At 45.6% G+C, this 20,257-nt stretch carries 20 protein-coding genes and 1 riboswitch; of the genes, 10 read left to right on the forward strand and 10 right to left on the reverse strand.

Annotation, left to right across the window (positions count from 1 at the left end; translation table 11 throughout):
- Positions 1 to 45: 45 nt before the first annotated feature.
- From V1358_RS15835 to ilvG, 3 genes are all read right to left on the reverse strand, one after another.
- Positions 46 to 969, reverse strand: coding sequence for a branched-chain amino acid transaminase (locus V1358_RS15835; RefSeq protein ID WP_347390141.1), 924 nt, complete (start codon positions 967 to 969; stop codon positions 46 to 48).
- A 64-nt stretch (positions 970 to 1,033) separates the two neighbouring features.
- Positions 1,034 to 1,276 (reverse strand): acetolactate synthase 2 small subunit, encoded by a 243-nt coding sequence (ilvM, locus tag V1358_RS15840; protein ID WP_347390140.1) that lies wholly within the window; start codon positions 1,274 to 1,276, stop codon positions 1,034 to 1,036.
- Positions 1,277 to 1,284: 8 nt separating this feature from the next.
- On the reverse strand, positions 1,285 to 2,946 hold the full coding sequence (gene ilvG, locus V1358_RS15845) for an acetolactate synthase 2 catalytic subunit (RefSeq protein WP_347394168.1): 1,662 nt from the start codon (positions 2,944 to 2,946) through the stop codon (positions 1,285 to 1,287).
- 490 nt (positions 2,947 to 3,436) lie between these two features.
- On the opposite strand from ilvG, the gene V1358_RS15850 reads away from it, so the two are divergent.
- Positions 3,437 to 4,312, forward strand: a complete 876-nt coding sequence (locus tag V1358_RS15850) for a TraB/GumN family protein (RefSeq protein WP_347394169.1) — start codon at positions 3,437 to 3,439, stop codon at positions 4,310 to 4,312.
- On the opposite strand, the gene V1358_RS15855 is transcribed toward V1358_RS15850, so the two are convergent.
- Positions 4,309 to 6,009, reverse strand: coding sequence for a response regulator (locus V1358_RS15855; RefSeq protein ID WP_347394170.1), 1,701 nt, complete (start codon positions 6,007 to 6,009; stop codon positions 4,309 to 4,311). The two genes, V1358_RS15850 and V1358_RS15855, sit on opposite strands and share 4 nt — an antisense overlap.
- Positions 6,010 to 6,156: 147 nt before the next feature.
- Positions 6,157 to 6,350: riboswitch (Lysine riboswitch) on the forward strand.
- Between the two features lie 130 nt (positions 6,351 to 6,480).
- On the opposite strand from V1358_RS15855, the gene dapA reads away from it, so the two are divergent.
- The 5 genes from dapA (at position 6,481) to V1358_RS15880 (ending at position 11,635) form a co-directional block, all read left to right on the forward strand.
- Complete coding sequence (dapA, locus tag V1358_RS15860; protein WP_347394171.1) at positions 6,481 to 7,377, forward strand: 4-hydroxy-tetrahydrodipicolinate synthase; 897 nt, start codon at positions 6,481 to 6,483, stop codon at positions 7,375 to 7,377.
- Between the two features lie 9 nt (positions 7,378 to 7,386).
- Positions 7,387 to 8,127 carry a 2,3,4,5-tetrahydropyridine-2,6-dicarboxylate N-succinyltransferase gene (locus V1358_RS15865; protein ID WP_347394172.1) on the forward strand — a complete coding sequence of 247 codons (741 nt, stop codon included), beginning with the start codon at positions 7,387 to 7,389 and terminating at the stop codon, positions 8,125 to 8,127.
- A complete protein-coding gene (locus tag V1358_RS15870) occupies positions 8,127 to 9,329 on the forward strand; it encodes a PLP-dependent decarboxylase (protein ID WP_347394173.1) in 1,203 nt (400 codons plus the stop codon). Before V1358_RS15865 ends, V1358_RS15870 begins: the two co-directional genes overlap by 1 nt.
- A gap of 5 nt (positions 9,330 to 9,334) precedes the next feature.
- Complete coding sequence (locus V1358_RS15875) at positions 9,335 to 10,447, forward strand: succinylglutamate desuccinylase/aspartoacylase family protein (RefSeq protein ID WP_347394174.1); 1,113 nt, start codon at positions 9,335 to 9,337, stop codon at positions 10,445 to 10,447.
- Between the two features lie 150 nt (positions 10,448 to 10,597).
- Entirely contained in the window at positions 10,598 to 11,635 is a 1,038-nt protein-coding gene (locus V1358_RS15880) for a phospholipase A (protein WP_347390132.1), read from the forward strand.
- A 77-nt stretch (positions 11,636 to 11,712) separates the two neighbouring features.
- On the opposite strand, the gene V1358_RS15885 is transcribed toward V1358_RS15880, so the two are convergent.
- A complete protein-coding gene (locus V1358_RS15885) occupies positions 11,713 to 12,609 on the reverse strand; it encodes a bifunctional GNAT family N-acetyltransferase/hotdog fold thioesterase (RefSeq protein WP_347390131.1) in 897 nt (298 codons plus the stop codon).
- 137 nt (positions 12,610 to 12,746) lie between these two features.
- Between V1358_RS15885 and V1358_RS15890 the strand changes: the two genes are divergently transcribed.
- Entirely contained in the window at positions 12,747 to 13,436 is a 690-nt protein-coding gene (locus V1358_RS15890; RefSeq protein WP_347390130.1) for a spermidine synthase, read from the forward strand.
- On the opposite strand, the gene dtd is transcribed toward V1358_RS15890, so the two are convergent.
- Genes dtd through V1358_RS15905 form a run of 3 tightly spaced genes read right to left on the reverse strand, consistent with a single transcriptional unit; the run spans position 13,433 to position 15,704 of the window.
- Positions 13,433 to 13,870, reverse strand: a complete 438-nt coding sequence (gene dtd, locus V1358_RS15895; RefSeq protein WP_347390129.1) for a D-aminoacyl-tRNA deacylase — start codon at positions 13,868 to 13,870, stop codon at positions 13,433 to 13,435. The genes V1358_RS15890 and dtd overlap by 4 nt on opposite strands.
- Positions 13,858 to 14,811 (reverse strand): alpha/beta fold hydrolase, encoded by a 954-nt coding sequence (locus V1358_RS15900; protein ID WP_347394175.1) that lies wholly within the window; start codon positions 14,809 to 14,811, stop codon positions 13,858 to 13,860. Before V1358_RS15900 ends, dtd begins: the two co-directional genes overlap by 13 nt.
- 2 nt (positions 14,812 to 14,813) lie before the next feature.
- Positions 14,814 to 15,704: a virulence factor BrkB family protein gene (locus V1358_RS15905; RefSeq protein WP_347390127.1), complete on the reverse strand. Its 891-nt coding sequence runs from the start codon at positions 15,702 to 15,704 to the stop codon at positions 14,814 to 14,816.
- 89 nt (positions 15,705 to 15,793) lie between these two features.
- Between V1358_RS15905 and V1358_RS15910 the strand changes: the two genes are divergently transcribed.
- From V1358_RS15910 to V1358_RS15920, 3 genes are all read left to right on the forward strand, one after another.
- The gene (locus tag V1358_RS15910) at positions 15,794 to 16,432 is read left to right on the forward strand and encodes a DUF2959 domain-containing protein (RefSeq protein ID WP_347390694.1); all 639 of its coding nucleotides are present in this window, start codon (positions 15,794 to 15,796) and stop codon (positions 16,430 to 16,432) included.
- Between the two features lie 163 nt (positions 16,433 to 16,595).
- Complete coding sequence (locus V1358_RS15915; protein ID WP_347394176.1) at positions 16,596 to 17,045, forward strand: Rrf2 family transcriptional regulator; 450 nt, start codon at positions 16,596 to 16,598, stop codon at positions 17,043 to 17,045.
- A 26-nt stretch (positions 17,046 to 17,071) separates the two neighbouring features.
- Positions 17,072 to 18,286, forward strand: a complete 1,215-nt coding sequence (locus V1358_RS15920; RefSeq protein ID WP_347394177.1) for an NnrS family protein — start codon at positions 17,072 to 17,074, stop codon at positions 18,284 to 18,286.
- A gap of 50 nt (positions 18,287 to 18,336) precedes the next feature.
- On the opposite strand, the gene V1358_RS15925 is transcribed toward V1358_RS15920, so the two are convergent.
- Both V1358_RS15925 and V1358_RS15930 read right to left on the reverse strand, forming a co-directional pair.
- On the reverse strand, positions 18,337 to 19,068 hold the full coding sequence (locus V1358_RS15925) for a helix-turn-helix domain-containing protein (RefSeq protein WP_347394178.1): 732 nt from the start codon (positions 19,066 to 19,068) through the stop codon (positions 18,337 to 18,339).
- Between the two features lie 133 nt (positions 19,069 to 19,201).
- Complete coding sequence (locus V1358_RS15930) at positions 19,202 to 20,158, reverse strand: GlxA family transcriptional regulator (protein WP_347394179.1); 957 nt, start codon at positions 20,156 to 20,158, stop codon at positions 19,202 to 19,204.
- Positions 20,159 to 20,257 lie beyond the last annotated feature (99 nt).

Consider the following 20,257-nt stretch of genomic DNA (forward strand, 5'->3'; position numbering starts at 1 on the left):
CTCATTCCCAAAAAATATGGCAGCGTCATTGCGCTGCCCTCAGTATTAGTCGTTTACGTACTCTAACCAGCCACGAGTATCTTCACTTTGGCCTTTAACTAAGTCGAAATACGCTTTTTGTAACTCTTGCGTGATTGGTCCTCTTTCACCTTTGCCGACTTTGATTTGGTCGACGCTGCGAACAGGAACTACCTCAGCAGCGGTGCCTGTCATAAAAAACTCATCTGCAAGATAAAGTGCTTCGCGTGCAATCGCCTCTTCGCGCACTTCATAGCCACGCTCTTTTGCCAACGTCATGATCGTGTCACGAGTTAAACCCGGTAAGATACACGCTGTTGTCGGAGGGGTGTAAAGCACACCATTTTTGATAACAAAAAGGTTTTCACCCGCACCTTCGCTCAAATAGCCATTAGTGTCTAAAGCAATACCTTCGACATAACCATTACGTTTAGCTTCACCAGAGATTAACTGTGAAGACAAGTAGTTACCGCCCGCTTTAGCAGCTGTTGGCATTGTATTTGGCGCTAAACGATTCCAAGACGAAATACATACATCTACACCTTGCGCAAGACTGTCATCACCAAGATATGCTCCCCACTCCATTGCCGCCACTGTAACATCAGCAAGGTGTGACTTCGGGTTCAACCCCAAACCGACATGACCTAAAAATGCAAAAGGACGAAGATAGGCATTAGTAAAACCGTTTTGCTTTACTGCCTCTTTACACGCTTGGTTCAACTCTTCTAATGTGTAAGGTATTTCCATACGGTAGATTTTTGCTGAATCGAATAAACGCTTCATGTGATCGGTAAGACGGAAAATAGCCGGACCGTTTGGCGTATCGTATGCGCGAATTCCTTCAAAGACCGAGCTGCCATAATGCAATGCATGGCTTAAAACGTGAGTCGTGGCCTGCTGATAAGGGATCATCTCGCCATTGTGCCAAATCAGTTCAGATGTTTGTGTCATGTTGTTATTACCTTCTTTAAATCCGTGTTGCTGCGTAAGTTATATGGGCCAGAAACTGCCAATATTAGCTCGCTTGTTGTTGTAGTTGTTGCATAGTGACACTGTGCACATCTACCAGCTTATTAAGTTGTTGAGTTAAAAGATAGATAGGCTTGTCACTATCTACCGTAATGTTGACTGCAAATTGGTCATTATCACTGGCCAATTCGAGCGCTGTTAATTTGAATCCGCGGTGACGCGCCACACGCAAAAAGCGCTCTACAGCAACGGTTTGATTCGCTAAATTTAGGGTTAGACGGTGTTTCATAGTTGCTCCTAAGGCTGTTTTTGCGCAGTTACTTGCGTCAACATTTGGTCATTCGCGGCACCGGGTGGAACTAGTGGCCATACGTTGTCTTTGTCATCTATACACACATGTAAAAGGTACGGTCCTTTGCTATTGAGCATCGTCTCTAAGGCATCATCCACTTGGGCATGATGCGTAATGCACTGGCCGTCAATACCAAATACTTTAGCTAGAGCGACAAAGTCTGGGTTATCCGACAAATTAGTTTCACTGTAACGCTCTTCAAAGAAGAGCTGTTGCCATTGACGCACCATGCCTAAACGTTGGTTGTCGATAACAACAATTTTCACATCAAGATTGTTACGGCGGATGGTGGCAAGCTCTTGGATATTCATCATGATTGAGCCGTCACCGGAAACGGTTAGTACCATGTCATCTGGTCGCGCAATTTTGGCACCTATCGCTGCCGGCAAACCAAAACCCATAGTGCCCGCGCCACCACTGCTTAAATGATTGCTAGGGTGAGAAAACTGCATGTGCTGCGCCACCCACATTTGGTGCTGGCCCACGTCACAACATACAACCGCATTATCATCTAAACGCTGCGACAGCTTATTTAATAACGCTGGCGCATAAACTGTGTCACCCGGATAGTCGTATCTCCAAGCATGTGTTTGCTTGAGCGCGCTAATGTGATCTGTCCACTGCGGTTCACTCACAAAACAGTGCAATTGCGGTAAAGACACTTTTAAATCTGATACGAGCGACGCAGCAGCGGGTTTGCGTTTGCCCACTTCTGCTGGGTCGATATCCAAATGCACAACCTTAGCTTTTGGCGCGAACTTGGTTAAATGTCCTGTTACACGGTCGTCGAATCTCGCGCCGATACACAATAATAAGTCGCACTCTTGCACCGCTAAGTTCGCCGCTTCCCCACCGTGCATGCCGAGCATGCCCAAATTTAACTCGTAGTCAGGCGTTACACTGCCCAAAGCCTTCAAAGTTTGTACCGCTGGCATATTGGTTTTATAAAGGAATTGCATCAGCTGCGACTGTGCGTCCGCCGATTGCACCCCTCCGCCTATGTAAGCGATAGGCCGCTGGCATTCACTCAACAATTGGTTGGCGATGTTTACTTGTTCTGGACATGGCTGCGAATAGTCATCGTTTTGGGCTAACCAAGGGTGATAAGTGGCTGGAGCCATTTGAATATCTTTTGGAATATCAACGAGCACCGGACCGGGACGACCACTTTGCGCTAAGTGGATTGCTTGTTGTAAAACCGGAGCGAGATCTTCACTACGCTCAACCATAAAGCTATGTTTGGTGCAGGACAAAGACATACCGAGTATGTCGATTTCTTGAAACGCATCGGAGCCAATCGCCGCAGTCGGTACTTGTCCGGTGATAGCCAATAGCGGCACAGAGTCCATCATGGCATCCGCAAGAGCAGTGATTAAGTTTGTCGCACCGGGACCACTGGTTGCGAAACACACTCCAAGTTTGGCGCTACTGCGTGCATAGCCGACGGCTGCGAAACCTGCTCCTTGCTCGTGTCGAGTGAGATAGTGTGTTAACTCCGAGTCGTACAGAGCATCGTAAATTGGCATTATGGCCCCGCCTGGGTAACCAAATACCTCCTTTACGCCTTCTCTGGCGAGTATCTCAACTACTAATTCTGCGCCGGTCATTGTTCCTCATTCCTCAATGTGTTGGCCCTTAAACGAAAAAACCCCCCGAACTTTTCAGTGCGGGGGGCTTAATACGTGTTAACTTTCTTAACGCACTACGAAGCCCCCGCGGTAATAATAATCACCACGACGTTAATAATTAGGACTAGGCTTAGTAGGTTGTTTAACATGAATTTTTTCGTTTTAAGTTAATCTAAAAATCTTTCCAGACGGCTATACCGTCGCTCTTTTTCTATTAGTACCCCGCCAGCGCACTTAAGTCAACTACAAAAACAATGCAAAATTCCGTTGAATTCAGTCACAGAAAGAATAAAAAAACCCAATAATAATGAGTTTTGAAGATTTGTTGTCAGATACTGACTTTGTGCAAATAACTTAGTCCCTGTGTGAGAGGACCCTAGCTGATTAATTTTTAGCAATTAATTTGCTTCTAATAGGCAAGGTTAAGGTTCTTCGTTACACTCAAGAAAATTTGTATCAGGATGACACGATGAAAAAAGTTATTTCCCTATGGCTGTGGTGCATCATTGCACTGGTCACTTTCCCATCTTTAGCACAAATCTCTCCGGCACTTTGGCAGGTCGAAAAACAAGGTGTAACTTCGTACCTGCTGGGCACCATGCACGTAGGTGATGAAAGCATGGCAACACTCCCGCAAAGCATACACAAAGCAATCGAGAGCAGTGACGCAATTGTTGTTGAAGTAAACTTAGAGGCCATTCCTGCACTGCAAATGCAGCAACGCTCTTTGCCGTTTTTGCGTTTAGAAAATGGCCGCTCATTAAATACAGAACTGAGCGACAAAAGCTACAAGTTACTTGGTACTTACTTCGCGGAAAAAGGCATCAATATCGAGTTGTTTTCCGCCTTAAAACCTTGGGCTGTGCTTATGACGGTAATGCAAATAGAAATGCAAAATGCCGGATTCATAGAACAAAATGGTATCGACAAGCAAGTGATTCAAAGCGCCACGCGCCTCAATAAGCCAATCATCGAATTGGAATCGTTGGAGCAGCAATTAGAGATGTTCAGTGCCTTCGAAGAATACTCCGACCTTATGGTGGCTGATACGTTCAGGCAGCTTGAAGACTTTGACCGCTACTTTTTAGGGATAGCAAACTCGTGGAAAGCTGGTGACATGGAAGCATTCACCGAAATCTATCAAGACACCTTTGATGATTCAGAATTTGGCCAACTGAACGAGCATGTGTTGCTTATTGAACGTAACCAAAATTGGGTCAAAAAACTAACCACGCCCCTGACAGAACAATCTCTCTTTATCGCTGTGGGTGCGCTGCATTTACCAGAACAAAATGGGTTGATCGCCCTGTTGAAAAAACAAGGATTTAAAGTAACTCGACTTTAAGGAAATTCACCTAAAAGCTGCACTTGCTCAAGTGCAGCTTTGACATGATCAATCTCAATAGGCTTGTGAATAACAGCATTCGCTCCAGCACGCACCCCTTGTTTAATACGGAATTCATCTTGGCTCGCCGTCACCAATAGAATCGGTGTGTCGCACTTTAGTTCAGTGCGGATACGCTTAGTCGCCTCAATGCCATCCATATTCGGCATGTTAATATCCATGAAGATGCAGTCATAGTGGTTACGCTTTACCTGGCTCAGCGCCTCCACCCCATCGCAGGCACTATCCACTTCAAAATCAAACATTTCTATAATATTGCGCAGCACCATTTGATTGATGTCATTGTCCTCAACAATCAACGCTTTTAGCTCACGACTTCGCCCAGGGTGCAAAACCTTATTTTCTGAATTGGCATTAACTGCCGGCCATACCAACTGTGCCAACGTACCGTTTTTTAAATGCTCAAAATGTAATTGTCCCTGAGCTAAGCGCGTAATGGCAAAGGCCAAAGACAAACCCAACTTAACACCTTTAAAATCATGTACTTTATGATTATCGTAATGCAGTGAATTACGGCGAGCCGCCTCAAGGTCGCGCACATCAATACCGTCACCAAAATCCCTAATATCGACACAAATACATTCATCGAGTGGATGATAATGTGCTTCGATAATGACCTCGCCTTGCGTGTGTATCAGTGCATTAGTAAGCACCTGATTTAACACCTGAATTAAACGCACATGGTCTGTAGTGATGCGGACACGATCAATCTCATCACAGTGTAATTTTATACGGTGCGCGAAGTAGGTATTTAACCTGTGCGGCGCCAAGGTTGACTTGATGGTAGTACTCAGTGGCTGTGTTGATTTACTTAATAGAAAACGCCCCGACTTAAGCTGTTGTATGTCGAGCATTTGTTGCACTGTAGAACGCAGATTCTGAGTGCAATTAATGACAACTTCGACGTCTTTCTGTGAGACTTTTGCTGGCTCCTTCAAAAGGCCTAATATGCCATTAATCGGAGTAAATAACTCATGACTTACATTTGCAAGAAAATCATCTTTAACACGGCTAGCATGCGTCGCAACACGCTTTTGCTCACGCAGTTTTGAAAGCATATCTGAAACCCGCTTAGACAACGGCTTAAAAATCAAAAACCACTCACACCAAATGGTCAAAATTGCGATTAAAATCAATAACGGCAAGACTCGTTGAAGATACTCCACCTTCTCGGCTGAACGTCGCTCTAGAGCACTTACTACTAGGTTTAACTCTTGTAACAAGGAAGCAAGGGGACGCCCTGAAAAACGCGACATATCTTCACCTGATACAGCGTTTTTAGCATAGGCCCGAATGCGCTTATCCAATGAACTATTGTGAGCGAGTAAACTACTTACCTCTGGGTGCTGAAACATGTCGCTGGCAAGCAAAAAATCATGATTGGCTATAAGCCTGTCTACAGCAACTCTAAGCTGCACTTCTTCAAAAGGCGCAGGATCGTAGTTTAGAAGTTGTCGATGCAGGGCTATCTTCTGCGATAACATTCTCTGCATCCCTGCAATATTAATGATTTTGGCATCATTTTCTTGCATGTTAGAGACGTAAATCACATATCCGACAGATAACGAAATCGTGAACAGCAACACAGACGCAGCCCACAAATAGCGCTTTCTTAGATGGTTTGTCAGATCGTACATTCCCTATTCCATACACTTAGCTATCTACTAAGCGTTACACAAAAAACCAGATTGTAAAATTTGTCCTTGAGTTATCGTTGACAGCGAGGGGGCTAAAGTGTTTGAATAAAAAAGCACCCTATTCAGTCAGCCATCCAGATGGCTGCAAGGGCTAGAAGAGGTGCGTCATTCAGGTAGTTATGATGAGGAGAGCAAGCTCCGAAGACTCATAATGAGGGGAATGTACGCCGAGAGGTGGGGTAATTTGCTTAATACCCCCTCGGGCGCTAGGGTTGAATCCCAGCGACTGTCACCAATAGCAGGTAACACTGCTATGAATTTGGTGGAGAGCTTCTGGTCTTAGAGTAACAGGCCATTAGGCCTCGTTATTTATAAGCCCATTCGCTCTTCGAATTTAACCTGTTCGAAATGGCGAATGCGGGATCACTTCTCCCCATACTCCATGTCGAACTCGCACTAAGTTCGGATGAGATGACAACTACTCACTCGTTAACAGACACAGTTTTGTGGACTGCGCTGATCACGCCTATGCATGGTGATGGCAGCATCGACTTTGACAGCCTAACTCGACTTGCTCAAGAACAAGCTGCAGCTGGTAATGGCCTTTTGATCTTAGGTTCAACCGGTGAGGCATTGGCATTGGACCTTGAAGACCAGCAGGCCATTGTCTCGCATATCTGTTCGTTGGCACTGAATACTCCCATCATGGTGGGTGTTGGTGGCTTTAATCTTGAAGCGCAATGCCAATGGATAGAATTCTGTAATACCCAAGCCATCGATGCCTATTTGCTAGGCGCGCCGCTTTATGCAAAGCCAGGTCCCAAAGGGCAACAGCAATGGTTTCAAGCACTTCTTGATGCTAGCCGTGTGCCTTGCATGCTTTACAATGTTCCTGGTCGCGCTGGCGTTAGCCTGTCGGCTCAGGCTTTAGCTCAGCTGCAATCACACCCAAATTGTTGGGCACTCAAAGAAGCCAGTGGCGACATCAATTGCTTTGAACAATACCGTTTGGCCGCACCTGAGCTGGCTATTTACAGCGGTGACGACGCGCTTATTCCCTACTATGCGCAAGCAGGCGCAGCGGGCCTAGTATCTGTTGCGGCCAATGTGTGGCCCGAGGCAACACAGCAATTCGTGCGTTTGAGTCTTCAAGGCCAAAGCCACAACGCCTTTATCCATTGGCGAGGCGCTGTTGCAGCCCTGTTTCATGTGAGCAATCCAATTCCAAGCAAGTGCTTGCTGCACGCCCTTGGGCGAATCTCATCGCCAATTTTACGCGCTCCGCTTACACATACGGAAGTAGATGATCTACAACCACTTTTAAGCGCACACGACACAATTATTTCTTGGCATTCAACACAGGTTTAAAAATTTCCCATGAGCTGGTTAGAACTACTTAATAACTTAGAAACAGGCGCTGTTCGTGCAGCATCACAAGACGAAAATGGTCAATGGCATGCAAACGTTGAAATAAAACAAGGCATTCTTGAAGCATTCAAAAATGGCACCAACACAGAATTTCCCGGCGGTTTTGTTGATAAAGACAATCTTGCTCCACGCGGTTTTAGTGCGCTAGATAACGTACGCATGGTACCAGGCGGCACGTCTGTGCGTCGTGGTGCACATGTAGCAGCAGGGACAATTATCATGCCACCAGCATATGTAAATATTGGTGCTTTCGTTGATACGGGCACAATGGTTGATAGCCACGTATTGGTAGGCTCCTGTGCACAAGTAGGTAAAAATGTTCACCTCAGTGCAGCGGTTCAACTCGGCGGTGTGCTCGAGCCAATCGGTGCCAACCCCGTGGTAATTGAAGACGATGCTTTCATCGGCGCAGGTTGTATCATCGTTGAAGGTGTTGTTGTTAAAAAAGGCGCTGTACTTGCGCCAGGCGTGCGCTTGAGTGCAACGATTCCGGTGTATGACTGTGTGAATGAACGCCAGCTAGAAAAGGGCGAGGCTATTCCCGAGTACGCGATAGTGATCCCTGGTTCTCGCCCAAGCTCAAGTGCATGGGGTCGTGAGCAAGGACTTTCGATGAGCTGTGCGCTAATCGTGAAGTACCGCGACGAGCAAAGTGACGCATCTTTGGAACTCGAAGAGGTATTACGCTAATGCCCATTGCGAGTACAACGCTGCAACACCTTAACACGGTTGCTCAAGAGCAATTTGAACCTTGCTTTGTCTATGACTTGGACTTCTTACGCGATCACCTCAGTACCTTAATGGACCAAGATGTCGTTAAGTTATGGTATGCGGTTAAAGCAAACCCATTGTCAGCTATCGTTCGTACACTCGCCGAGACTGGTTTTCGTTTTGACGTCGCCAGTGAAGGTGAGTTACAGCAAGTACTCGCACAAGAAGTTCCTGCATCACAGGTTCTTAACACTGGTCCGGCGAAATCTCGCCGTCAGATCGACAAATTCATCGCTTTGGGCGTGCGCACTTTCGTCGCTGAAAGCTTGAACCAAGTACGTTGGCTAAATGAAGCCGCTCTTGCTCACGATGTGCAACTTCAGCTGTTGCTGCGCGTGCAATTACGCTGGCCTAAAGGTGAGAAAAATCCACTTGGCGGCGACTCCCTGACGCCATTTGGTCTGGACCCACAGCAATGGCGTGGGCTTTATTTAGCTGACTACCCTGCACTGCAATGCATTGGTGTACATATCTTCCAATGGGGCAACATGCTCAGCGCCGACAAACTGCTCTCGCTTTGGCAACAAATGCTACCTCCACTTAAAGCACTCAGTGAACAGCTTGGTTTTGCGCTGCAGGTGCTCGACTTAGGTGGTGGTCTCGGCATCCCTTATGATGACAATAGTGCATCGCTGCAATGGCACGACGTGCTGCGTGCTCTTGCGCAAATAAAACGCGAAAGCGGTGTGCGAGAATTGTGGATGGAGCTAGGTCGCTATGCCGTGGCTGAATGCGGTTACTACCTCAATCCAGTTGTAGAGCAAAAAGAAAATTATGGCGAGCATCAGTTAATCGTCAGCGGCGGCATCAATCATATTTTACGCCCTGCGGTTGCGGGCCAAGCATTTCCTTGCACCTTGTTGAGAGAAAGCCAAGCGCAACCTCGCCAGTTCAATATCCATGGTCCTTTGTGTACTGCACTAGATAGCTTAGGCACGCACACATTAGCGCAGGATGTTAATGAAAACGATTGGCTGGTGTTCTCGCAAACAGGTGCCTATGGCTTCACGGAAAGTATGCCGTTTTTCCTGTGCCACCCAATGGCGGCGGAGTACATCATAGATAACAACGTGTTGCACTTGCTGCGTGAAAGCGCGTCAGCAAATAGCTATTTGAGATAGGCAAAATGAACAAAATTGAGCAGCAAAACATTCAGGTTGGCGAAATTGCCAATGGCTTGCCTCTAACCATTCCCGTATATCGCCTAAAGGGCGATGGCAGCGGTAAAAACGTGTACATTCAAGCCAATATGCATGGCGCTGAAGTGCAAGGCAACGCAGTTATTTACCAATTATTGGAGCAGTTAAAAGGCCTTGGACTGCGCGGTGACATCACCTTGGTCCCATACGCTAACCCAATTGGCTGTAACCAAAAGTCTGGTGAATTCACGCTTGGACGTTTTGACCCCATTACTGGTGTCAATTGGAACCGCATGTATCACTACAATGCCGAGTTGGTAAATCGTTTCGCAGAGCGCAGCCATACATTGTCAGATGAGCAACTGACGACTGAGTTCAAAGCCGCGCTGATAGACGATATTGAGCAAAAGCTCACAGGGCCTCAACACAGCCTATCTACAGGTAAACGTATCGCCCTAAATCTGCAGCGCTTGGCGCATGAAGCCGATATCGTTTTGGATTTACACACGGGGCCTATCTCTGCCAAACATTTGTATTGTGCAGAATATGCCCGAGAAAGTGCAAAACATTTCAATATTGAGCACGTGTTGTTAATTCCAAACGAGTTTGATGGCGCTATGGATGAAGCCTCTTTTTGCCCTTGGTGGCAACTGCACACTCAATTGCAACAGCAAGGGCGTGCATACGACATTCCTGTTGAGGCTTACACGGTTGAATTAGGTTCACAAGAACGCATCAACCTAACCGATGCATTAGACGACGCCCAAAGTATTCTGAGCTATTTAAATTACCAAGGCGTGTTTATCGACGCACCTTACTTTGCGAAAACAATGCAGCGTCACGCTTGTATGCTCAAGGACTACGTCACTTACTATGCACCAATGGGCGGTATGATTGAATACACGGCAAGCTTAGGCGAACACATAAAGGCGGGGGATGCCATTGCTAAAGTACTGCGAATGGAGCGCTACCTCAGTGAGGAGCCACTGCATACACTGCACTTTGAGCAAGACGCCATCGCCATTTTGCACTTTGCATCAGCGAGTGTGAATCAAGGTACTGAGCTATACAAGTTCTTTACCAACACCTTCGATTTATAAACGATTGCGTGAGAGTCAGTGAGTCTAACTCACTGCGCATGGGCGGCCTAGCCGCCCATTTTTTCAGGCTAAATTCACCTAATTGCTGCTAAAAAGCGCCTTCATACGTATAATTCCCTGTACCTTAATTGATTAAACGAGTGGAAAGTAATGGATTGGCGATTTCTTACCTTTGGATTGGTAGCTAGCTCTCAAGCTTGGGCTGCAGAGCCACAAACACCCGAAACTAATGAGCAAAGCGATACAATTAGCATCGTAAAGCAATGTATTTTAAATGAAGCCATAGCGGGTGATGGCAATCAAACACTCGCAGAGCTACGTAAAAAATGCTCTGATCTTGAAGAAAGTAAAAAGCTCACCGCGATAGATAAGCGCATTGCCCGGGAAAAAGTAACGGAGAAAAACCGTAACGTTATTACCCCGCACAATCGTAACTATATTCTGCCTGTCACCTATATGAAGCATCCAAACCAGGATCCTTTTGGCAGCTTAGATAAAATTTCTGAAGAAACCGATGGTGAAAACCTCGATAACGTCGAAATTAAATATCAACTGTCGCTTAAAGTACCTGTTTTTGATGATTTTAGCGACCCAGACCAAGCCATTTATTTCGCCGTAACATTGCAGTCTTACTGGCAGTTTTACAACGATGATATTTCATCGCCGTTTCGTGAAACCAACTACGAGCCAGAAGTTTTCTGGATTAATTATTTAGACGAAGAAAATGTCTGGTGGGGCGATGAGCTAGCGGTAGCATTAGGTATTTCGCATCAATCAAATGGCCGCAGTCAGCCTTATTCGCGTTCATGGAATCGCATTTACGCGAACTTCATTTGGGAGCAAAACGGTTACGTGTTTAGTTTTAAACCTTGGTACCGTATCCCAGAAGACGAAAAAGAAGATGAACTGCAAGCTAAAGGGGACGATAATCCTGATATTTACAAATACATGGGTTACTTCGAGTTCAGTGGCGTACGTCGCTTTGACGAACATGAAGTCAGCTTTATGTTTCGCAACAATCTCAACTCAGACAACCGTGGCGCAATTCAGCTAGATTGGTCGTTCCCTCTTTGGGGTAGGTTGCGTGGTTATGCGCAGTATTTCAATGGCTATGGTGAAAGTATGATTGACTACAATGCCGATATTGAACGCTTTGGCGTCGGCATTCTATTGACTGATTTACTGTAAGCAACGCATCCTAATCAACAACAAAAAGCCAGCATCATGCTGGCTTTTGTACTAATTGAGTGCGATTTTATTCGAACTTAGTTGGCAACGACGACAAATCGCCCTTCGAATTCACCGACCAAGGTATCACCGTCATATATTTGCACAGGCACCTTGTAACTCGCTTTGCCGTCTTCTTCTAGTTTATCAAAACCACCTTCACACACTGTTTGGTTCACATGTGCGCGAGGCTCTGATTTGATTGGCTTCGTATACTTGATGGTCGCATCAGCGAGGACAATATCACCTTCTTTACCAGCTTCGCGAAGAGCCAAATAAGTTGCCCCCCAACCTGCCAATGTCGCCATTGAATACACCGAGCCGGCAAACATGGTGTTGTGAACATTGATATTCGCTTCTAAATCAGCAACAACGCTGAACTCCCAATCCGTGTATGACTCAACCTTAATCCCCATTTTGTCACTGATGGGAATAGACTCTCGCCACGTATTTTGCAGTACTTCAGTCCATGCAGGGTGGCGGAACCAACCAGGCTCACTAGGACGTTGCTTCACCATACGCCAATGCTGAACGTCACCAAAAGCAAGGTGAGCTTTTTCCTTTAATTCGTAGCCATGACGTTTGTAAAAATCCAGTGCGCGTTCACGAGCAAATAACACCAGCTCATCGGCATTTTGATTCCACGCAATTTTTTCTAATTCATGTAGCAATCGGCTACCAAGATGCTGACCTCGGTGGGCTTCACCCACAGCCATATACCTCACTTGCGCCTGTTGCGAGTTATTAAAATGCAACCGTGCCACAGCAAGTACTTCGCCATCTTTATTCTTGATAAAGCGATGTTCCGACTCTTGTTCTAAATCATCTTGCTCGCTGCCGCGAGGTTGATCCCAAGGTGCGCGCAAAACCTGCCAGCGCAACGCGTAATAATCCTGCCAATCGTCACTACTTTGTGGGGTGGTAACTTGGAACATAGGTACTCCAATTATTTTTTTCTTCACCTTACAAGATTTAACGATTTGCGCAAATAACACCAAAGAACAATAGGCATTTTTTCGTAAAAATATTTGCACAACTAGGAAAATCGTAAACCCGTGTCTATGCTGTTGATATGGAAACAGTCATTGAGCACAGTGGCGCAGTATCCGAGCACTTCGTTGCTGATTGCACGAAAATCGGACATCTTCTATATTGGCACCGCTTTGGTGGTAACAGTATTCAAGTCCGCCAACATAAACAGTTTCGCTGGTTGCTGATAAATCAGACCCTTCAGTCTATTATCGAGCGCAGCCGGCCTAATCACCTATTGTTTCCACACTTACAGATATTTGCTCAATATTGGCAGACACTTACGCCGCCCAAGCGAGTTTTAGAGCTAGGTTTAGGGGGCGGTGCTATTCGCAACTATTTGCATCATACCTACCCCGATACGGAGCTTATCTCCGTCGAACGCAACGCGGATATCATCCATTGCTACAAACGCTATTTTGGCGGTGCTCACGACACGACACTACGCTGCGCCGACGCTGAGCAAGTGCTTTGTGAGAATGAAAAGTATGATTGGATCATTATCGATTTATTTAGTGAGCTCGATGCGCCACTATTTCTGTACAAGCATCGCTTTTATGACAAAGTGCGCAATGTACTCAACAAAGATGGGCATGTGTTCATTAACTTCTTAGCGCATCATGATTCACAGTTGCAGCAACTCACACACTTACTGATCACCTGCTTTGGTCGAACGCCTAACATTGTCGATGTCAAAGGTTACGCCAACCGTTTAGTGTTTCTATCACCTTAAACAGTCAGGTTGAAGGTCACCGGACCATCATTCACTAGGCTCACTTGCATATCAGCTGCAAATTGCCCAGTGGCAACGGTTAAACCAGATGCCCGAGCTTTCTCTACAAAAGACTGGTACAAGTCATTAGCCTGCTGAGGCGTGGCAGCACTTGAGAAACTAGGTCGCATGCCTTTTTTGGTGTCAGCAGCTAACGTAAATTGCGATACCACTAAAAGCTCTCCACCAATATCTCGTAAACTTTGGTTCATTTTTCCCTGTTCGTCGGTGAAAATGCGGTAATTACTCACTTTGTGCAAAAGCTTGTCAACGTGTTCTTCTGTGTCCGCTTTTTCAACACCCAGCAACAACAAAATGCCTTGTTTAATTTCGCCTACCACTTTGTTTTCAACTTCAACTTTCGCTTCACTAACACGTTGAATTAACCCTTGCACTGCAACCTCTTTAATTTCAAATACATGTGGTCGGTGGCCCGACATTGAGCTTGGCAATATACCTCATTTGCTAAAGAGTGACCAAGCCCTGGTACGATATCGAGATGCGCATTCAAAGTGGTGGCTAGGCGTTGTGCGCGGGCAAACACGCTCACCAGATCATGACGGCCATGCACCATCCAAATTGGTAAGTGCGCAAGTTGTCGCGCGCTATCGAGCAAGTAATTGTCAGGCAAAAAGAACTGATTATATAGATAGTGAAGTTGCAATTGGGCGCTGTTGATAAGCGCCTCTGGAGTATGTAAACGTGGGTTATCACCACCGCCATCACACAAAATTTCTTCCCACTGGCACCAAGCCTTGGCGGCTTCTAAACGTGCTAATTCATTGTGGGCAAATACGCGCGAATGATATGACGCAATCAGTTCTTCGGTATCACTGCCAGTTGGATTAAATAGCGCGTATTGTTCGGGGTAAAACTGGGCACCAGCTCCACTTTTCCCTAAATACCAATGGTAGTCTTCAGAGCTTGCCAAAAATGTCGCCCACAACATCAGCGCAGCAACTTTTTCTGGGTGTGCCAAGGCATAGCAAAGTACAAGTGATGCACCAAATGACTCGCCACACAGTACCCAACGGGTAATACCCAAATGTTCACGTATGGCTTCTAGATCGCTTATTAACAGCTCTAGAGTATTATTTTCACAACTGTGTGGAGTTGAATTCCCACAGCCTCGTTGGCTATACAACAAGATACGGTAATTCTTTGGATTGAAGTGAGCACACTCAAAACGACTCAAACCAGCACCCGGACCACCGTGGCAAATAATGACTGGCAGTCCTTCAGGGGTTCCATGTTCTTCAAGCTCCAACTGATGCCCTTGGCCCACAGCAACGTGATGCACACTATTTGGTTCAGTAATAGGGTAGCTTAGAGACATAGTTACTCCTTATCGGCTAATTCCTCTTTAACGATGTCGTCAATCGGCGGCCTGCTAACGCTGATACACACCGTAAATTCCGCGCCAAGCAAAACCACTATCCATGAAAGGTACACCCACATAAACAAGATAGGAATGGTGGCCAATGCGCCGTAAATCACTTCGTATGACGGGAAATGACTGATATACAGTGCAAAACCCTTCTTGGTTAATTCGAACAGTAAAGCCGCGAAAATCGCCCCTGGCAAAGCTGCTCTTAGTGGCACTCTCGTGTTTGGCACTAAAGTATAGAGCATCCAAAAGCCGGCTGTGGAAATTACATAAGGTAAGGATTTGAGAATAAAACCACTGAACCCAGGAATTCCCTCGTCGGCGAAAGACACAAGGGAGACGATGTATGAAGTCACACCGATACTCAAACCAAGTAACACAGGGCCAAGACTCAAAACCATCCAGTAAATGGCGAACGAGATAATCCCTGGGCGCTTTTTTTTAATGCGCCAAATTCGGTTCAAAGTGGCATCAATATTACGAATAAGAAACAGCGCAACAACCGCGAGAAAGCTGACCCCCACCGCGGTCATCTTGTTGGCATTACCAGTAAACGCACCTATGTGTTCTTCAAGCACCACGGAGGTGGTTGGCAATAAATTGGTAAATAGAAAGGTCTCAATCTCTTGGCGCGTGTCCGCAAATCCCGGAAAAGCAGAGAAAATAGCGACACCCACGGCAATTAATGGGATTAATGATAACAAGGTAACATAAGCGAGATAGCCCGCATTCACGGTAATTTGATCTTCCATACAGCGGGTAAAGAAGTATCGCCACCAGCGTGGTTGTGCTTTAGCCCAAATAGTCAGCGTTGTTTTTATTTTCTCGCTATCCCAGTCCATCTTCTACTCAGAAATAAAAATCTTTTGCTTATCATAGCAATCAGCCACATAATTTACAGTATCAACTTTCGAGACAGGACATCATGATGATGAAAAAACTCGCCCTTGTGGCTGCCTTTGCGTCGCTTACGGCTTGCCAATCAGCTTATTACTCGGCAATGGAATCTGTGGGTGTGCACAAGCGCGATATTTTGGTCGACCGAGTTGAAGAGACCAAAGAATCGCAAGAAGAGTCACAAGAAGAATTTCAATCAGCATTGGAACGCTTAAGCACGCTCATCAATTTTGATGGTGGTGATCTCCAAGATGCCTACGAGCAACTCAACGACGATTACGAATCCAGCCTAGCGGCTGCGCAAGACGTGTCATCCAATATCGATAAAGTGGAAGACGTTGCTGAGGCGCTCTTCGAGGAATGGGCGGATGAGCTAGAGGAATATTCGAGCGCATCACTCAAACGCGAAAGCAGTAATAAGCTGCGTGCCACCCAACGCCAGTTTGACCAGTTGCTGCGTTCAATGCGTGCCAGTGAAGCAAAAATGCAACCCGTGTTAGACTCCCTTCAAGACAATGTTTTGTATTTAAAACATAACCTTAATGCGCAAGCCATTGCAGCAATTAAGGGAGAATTTACCAACCTGCAACGAGATATTAAGGTATTAATCGACGACATGAATAAGTCGATTGCTGATTCAAACCGATTTATTGAGCAAATGAATCAGGGGTAACATTCATCCCCAATAGAGTTGTCAAAAGGAGCTAATAGCTCCTTTTTCTTTTCATGCACTTCAATAACTTAATTGCTAGCGTGCGTTTTTATGCGCTAGGTCAATTTACTCGACCCACTTAAAGATGTATTTTATATACATCTTTAAGTGGCGCCGTTATGCTATGAATATCACCCGTTTTACAGACTACTCATTACGCGTACTCATTTTTGCTGCATTGCATCACGACAAACTAGTGACTATTGGGCAAATCGCTGACCAGTACGGAATATCTAAAAATCACCTCATGAAAGTTGTGCATACACTTAGTGCTCAAGGTTACTTAGCATCCTCGCGCGGCAAAAATGGCGGTATTCGCCTGCAACGCACAGCTGAGCAAATTAACTTGGGAAAAGTCGTACGCCTAAACGAGCAAAACTCGGTGTTGGTCGAGTGCTTTGGTGACAATAATCAATGTGTGATAACGCCCTCTTGCCAACTTAAGAAAACATTGGCTGATGCCATGGAGTGCTTTTTTATCCACCTAGATCAATTCACCTTGGCCGATCTCATTGGCAACTCACAAGGCAACGAATTGAAGCAGCTGTTAAACATAGAAAGCTCAGACGCTTAATCCCAAATAAGAGAATCGAGGTTGTTATGGCGGTATTACTTCCCAGTGGGCAAATTGCCGAACCCAGTGAGCAAGCACGTGGTTGGCCTTTTATGCGTTTGGCTTTTCGACCATTATTTTGGTTGGGTGCTCTGTTTGCTATGCTGAGCATTCCTCTTTGGGCACTGACCTACACAGGAAATCTCACTTTCACCCCATTTGGTAGCAGCCATTTCTGGCACATTCATGAAATGCTCTTTGGTTTTGCTGTCGCAATCATTACGGGCTTTTTACTCACTGCTGTACAAAATTGGTCGGGTGTACCCAGTGTTAAAGGGAAGCCTCTTTTTGCTTTAGTCTTGATATGGCTCAGCGCTCGCTTACTCATGGCATTTCCGCATCTAGCGCCCAATTGGGTAATCATGACGCTCGATCTTGCCTATTTACCCCTCGCCGCTTTTTTCCTAGCGATACCCATTATCAAAGCAGCACTTTGGCGCAACCTGTTTTTTATCCCTATTTTACTGGCTATGTCAGGCCTCAACGCCCTGATGTACACAGCACTCTATGGTCATCTAGCTATCAATTTTTTAGATATTAGCCATGTCATGGTAATGATGATCACATTAGTGATGGTCATAATGGGCGGGCGAGTGTTTCCTATGTTTACAGCCAACGGAACTCACACCCAACGCATTGCGAATATTCCATGGCTGGACAAAGCCTCCATCATCAGCGTGCTTCTGTGTGTAGCTTTAACCCTGATTGGCGATCGCGTAGCACAGCAGTTTACAGGCTCACTCTTTTTAATCGCTGGCGTACTCAACTTTATTCGCGCTTTGCGATGGCGGATTTGGGTAACCTTTGGCACTGCACTGGTGTGGCCATTACACGCCAGTTACTGGGCGCTCTGCTGCGGCCTGGTGTTGATGGGAGCATATCATTTTGGTTGGCTTACCAGCATTTCAACACCCATCCATGCTATTACGGTCGGAGGCATGGGACTGATGATATTAGCAATGATTTCGCGCGTATCACTTGGCCATACTGGACGCATGATCAAAGCCAGTAAACCAATGAGCTTTGCGTTCTTGCTCATGGTCGTGACACTTTTAGTTCGCTTGTTAGCCTCACTCACCGGCACGCACTATTCGTCATTAATCCTGCTCTCAGCTGCTCTTTGGGCTATTTCATACGCCTTGTTTGTCATAGGCTATGGCAAAATAGTCTTTAGCGCCCGAATTGATGGACGCGATGGCTGATTGTGTAAACAAAGATTTAGCATGTGATATTCACATGCTAACGACCGATGTTAGTTAATAAGCTTATTTCTAGAACGCAGCCAAGGAAAATTTCTCACAAGCAACAAACTGCCTATGACAAGTGTGAATATTGCGACAAAAGTAAGCACGCCATTGATCACCCTAGGGTGTTCGATATTTGTGTTGTATACATATATCCGTCGCCCGCCTTCCTCATGTTGCGTGAACTGTACACCCAACATTTCATAGCTGTAGATATACTCTTTTTTTGTGCGCTGATGGATTGTGGCGACCAGATCGTCAAACTTTTCAGCATTACTTGCATTTGTGATCATTTGCCGCCAATTTGAAAAGAAAGTGTCTGGCTCTGAGTCTTTGATTACACCTTCTGATTCATAAACATATTGCCGCTCAGGAAATAACAAGGTCTTGTGAGCACAGTAAAAAAGCGCACACCCAAATGCAATAAGCACAATAGCGAATATCTGCATGCGATTTTGACGTTGTTGCACCAAACGATGTTGCTGCCCTACATACCTTTTCGTTTGAGTAATTTGTAACAGCTGTGATGAATCAATGTGATGGCCAACAGACTCCATAAACTGCTCAACAGTTAAATCTAACGCGCTCAGTAAGCGCTCAAAGATATCTTCCGAGGGCATCGATTTATCATTCTCAATTTTGGATAAATAACTTTGCTCAATACCTGCTCTTACTGCTAATTCAGGCTGACTTAACTGATACTTCTGACGCAAATTTTTAATAGCATTACCTAAACTCATTGTGACACTCCATGTTTATAGTCAGCTCAAGTCTTAAGAATTTCTTGAAGAATATAAACATGAATAGCAGAGAATAATTAGGAATATCAATGGGTAGCTGAAATTTTCTTGTATAGTTTTTCTCACACCAACTTTAAAACTGTGCTCTAAACTCACTGGGCGACACTCCCATATGTGATTTAAATCGACGGCTAAACACTTCATGGCTCGCATAACCACATTGCTGAGCAACTAACGAGATAGCAAAGTCTGTGCTGGTTAACAATGCCTTCGCTTTGTTGATTCTAAGTTGCTCCACATACACCATGGGCGCGACTGCAAACTGTTGTTTGAATAAGCGGCGAAAATGACGAGGACTAACGTTGATACTCGATGCCATGGTATCAATGTTGATGGGTTTATGTAGATTGTTAAGTAGAAAGTCACTTAACTTCAAGAAGCGTTCACTGCCTTTTTGCAAGGCAGTTGTGCTGCTTCCCATGACCTTCATGTCATTTAGACACGTGTTAAAAATGAGTGCTTGTTGCGCCACACTGTGTGCAAAATCCCCACCTAGATCTTGCTCAAGTAAAGTCAGCGCGAGGTCAACGCTCGCGGTCATGCCTGCAGCTGAATACACATTGCCATCTTGGATAAGGTTGCGAGAGGTATCAATATTCACCTGCGTATTCACTTTTTGCAGATATTGAGCTGTTTGCCAGTGCGTGGTGACCGTTTTGCCATTTAACACACCCGATGCTGACAATATTAGACACCCAGCCCCTATCGAGACGAGACGACGCAACTTTGGCTGCACCTGTGCTAACCAGTGATTCACATTACTTAATTCACTCACTCGTTGCGCCCCCGAACCACCTACCACAATCAGCGTATCCAGTTCAGGTGGCTGCGATAAATCATTTCTGACTTGCACAATCAAGCCATTGGTCGCAGCAATAGCAGCTTGTTCTGGAGCAAATAAATGCAGTTCGTAAGGAAGCGGGAGCCCTCGCTTTTTGGCTTGCACATTCGCTTCAGCAAAACTATCCATAGGCGCAGAGAGATCCGTGGCTTTGAAACCTTCATATATAAAAAAGCCAATACGCAACATAAGCACCTCCTTTGCATACCCATTTAGGGTACGCCACTACTCCTTTTGCGGAAAGGTCTTGTGCTTGATTAATTCGGACATTCTTTGTTCTGAAACAAA

It is taken from the genome of Pseudoalteromonas pernae, assembly GCF_039831865.1.
GTDB lineage: Bacteria > Pseudomonadota > Gammaproteobacteria > Enterobacterales > Alteromonadaceae > Pseudoalteromonas > Pseudoalteromonas pernae.

Coding starts and splice junctions, on each gene's coding strand:
- V1358_RS15905 (WP_347390127.1), bottom strand. CDS start 15,704: ATGGACTGGGATAGCGAGAAAATAAAAACAACGCTGACTATTTGGGCT.
- V1358_RS15900 (WP_347394175.1), bottom strand. CDS start 14,811: ATGTCTCTAAGCTACCCTATTACTGAACCAAATAGTGTGCATCACGTT.
- ilvM (WP_347390140.1), bottom strand. CDS start 1,276: ATGAAACACCGTCTAACCCTAAATTTAGCGAATCAAACCGTTGCTGTA.
- dapA (WP_347394171.1), top strand. CDS start 6,481: ATGACAACTACTCACTCGTTAACAGACACAGTTTTGTGGACTGCGCTG.
- V1358_RS15885 (WP_347390131.1), bottom strand. CDS start 12,609: ATGTTCCAAGTTACCACCCCACAAAGTAGTGACGATTGGCAGGATTAT.
- V1358_RS15835 (WP_347390141.1), bottom strand. CDS start 969: ATGACACAAACATCTGAACTGATTTGGCACAATGGCGAGATGATCCCT.
- ilvG (WP_347394168.1), bottom strand. CDS start 2,946: ATGACCGGCGCAGAATTAGTAGTTGAGATACTCGCCAGAGAAGGCGTA.
- V1358_RS15920 (WP_347394177.1), top strand. CDS start 17,072: ATGGCGGTATTACTTCCCAGTGGGCAAATTGCCGAACCCAGTGAGCAA.
- V1358_RS15850 (WP_347394169.1), top strand. CDS start 3,437: ATGAAAAAAGTTATTTCCCTATGGCTGTGGTGCATCATTGCACTGGTC.
- V1358_RS15880 (WP_347390132.1), top strand. CDS start 10,598: ATGGATTGGCGATTTCTTACCTTTGGATTGGTAGCTAGCTCTCAAGCT.
- V1358_RS15875 (WP_347394174.1), top strand. CDS start 9,335: ATGAACAAAATTGAGCAGCAAAACATTCAGGTTGGCGAAATTGCCAAT.
- V1358_RS15925 (WP_347394178.1), bottom strand. CDS start 19,068: ATGAGTTTAGGTAATGCTATTAAAAATTTGCGTCAGAAGTATCAGTTA.
- V1358_RS15870 (WP_347394173.1), top strand. CDS start 8,127: ATGCCCATTGCGAGTACAACGCTGCAACACCTTAACACGGTTGCTCAA.
- V1358_RS15865 (WP_347394172.1), top strand. CDS start 7,387: ATGAGCTGGTTAGAACTACTTAATAACTTAGAAACAGGCGCTGTTCGT.
- V1358_RS15930 (WP_347394179.1), bottom strand. CDS start 20,158: ATGTTGCGTATTGGCTTTTTTATATATGAAGGTTTCAAAGCCACGGAT.
- V1358_RS15910 (WP_347390694.1), top strand. CDS start 15,794: ATGAAAAAACTCGCCCTTGTGGCTGCCTTTGCGTCGCTTACGGCTTGC.
- V1358_RS15855 (WP_347394170.1), bottom strand. CDS start 6,009: ATGTACGATCTGACAAACCATCTAAGAAAGCGCTATTTGTGGGCTGCG.
- V1358_RS15915 (WP_347394176.1), top strand. CDS start 16,596: ATGAATATCACCCGTTTTACAGACTACTCATTACGCGTACTCATTTTT.
- V1358_RS15890 (WP_347390130.1), top strand. CDS start 12,747: ATGGAAACAGTCATTGAGCACAGTGGCGCAGTATCCGAGCACTTCGTT.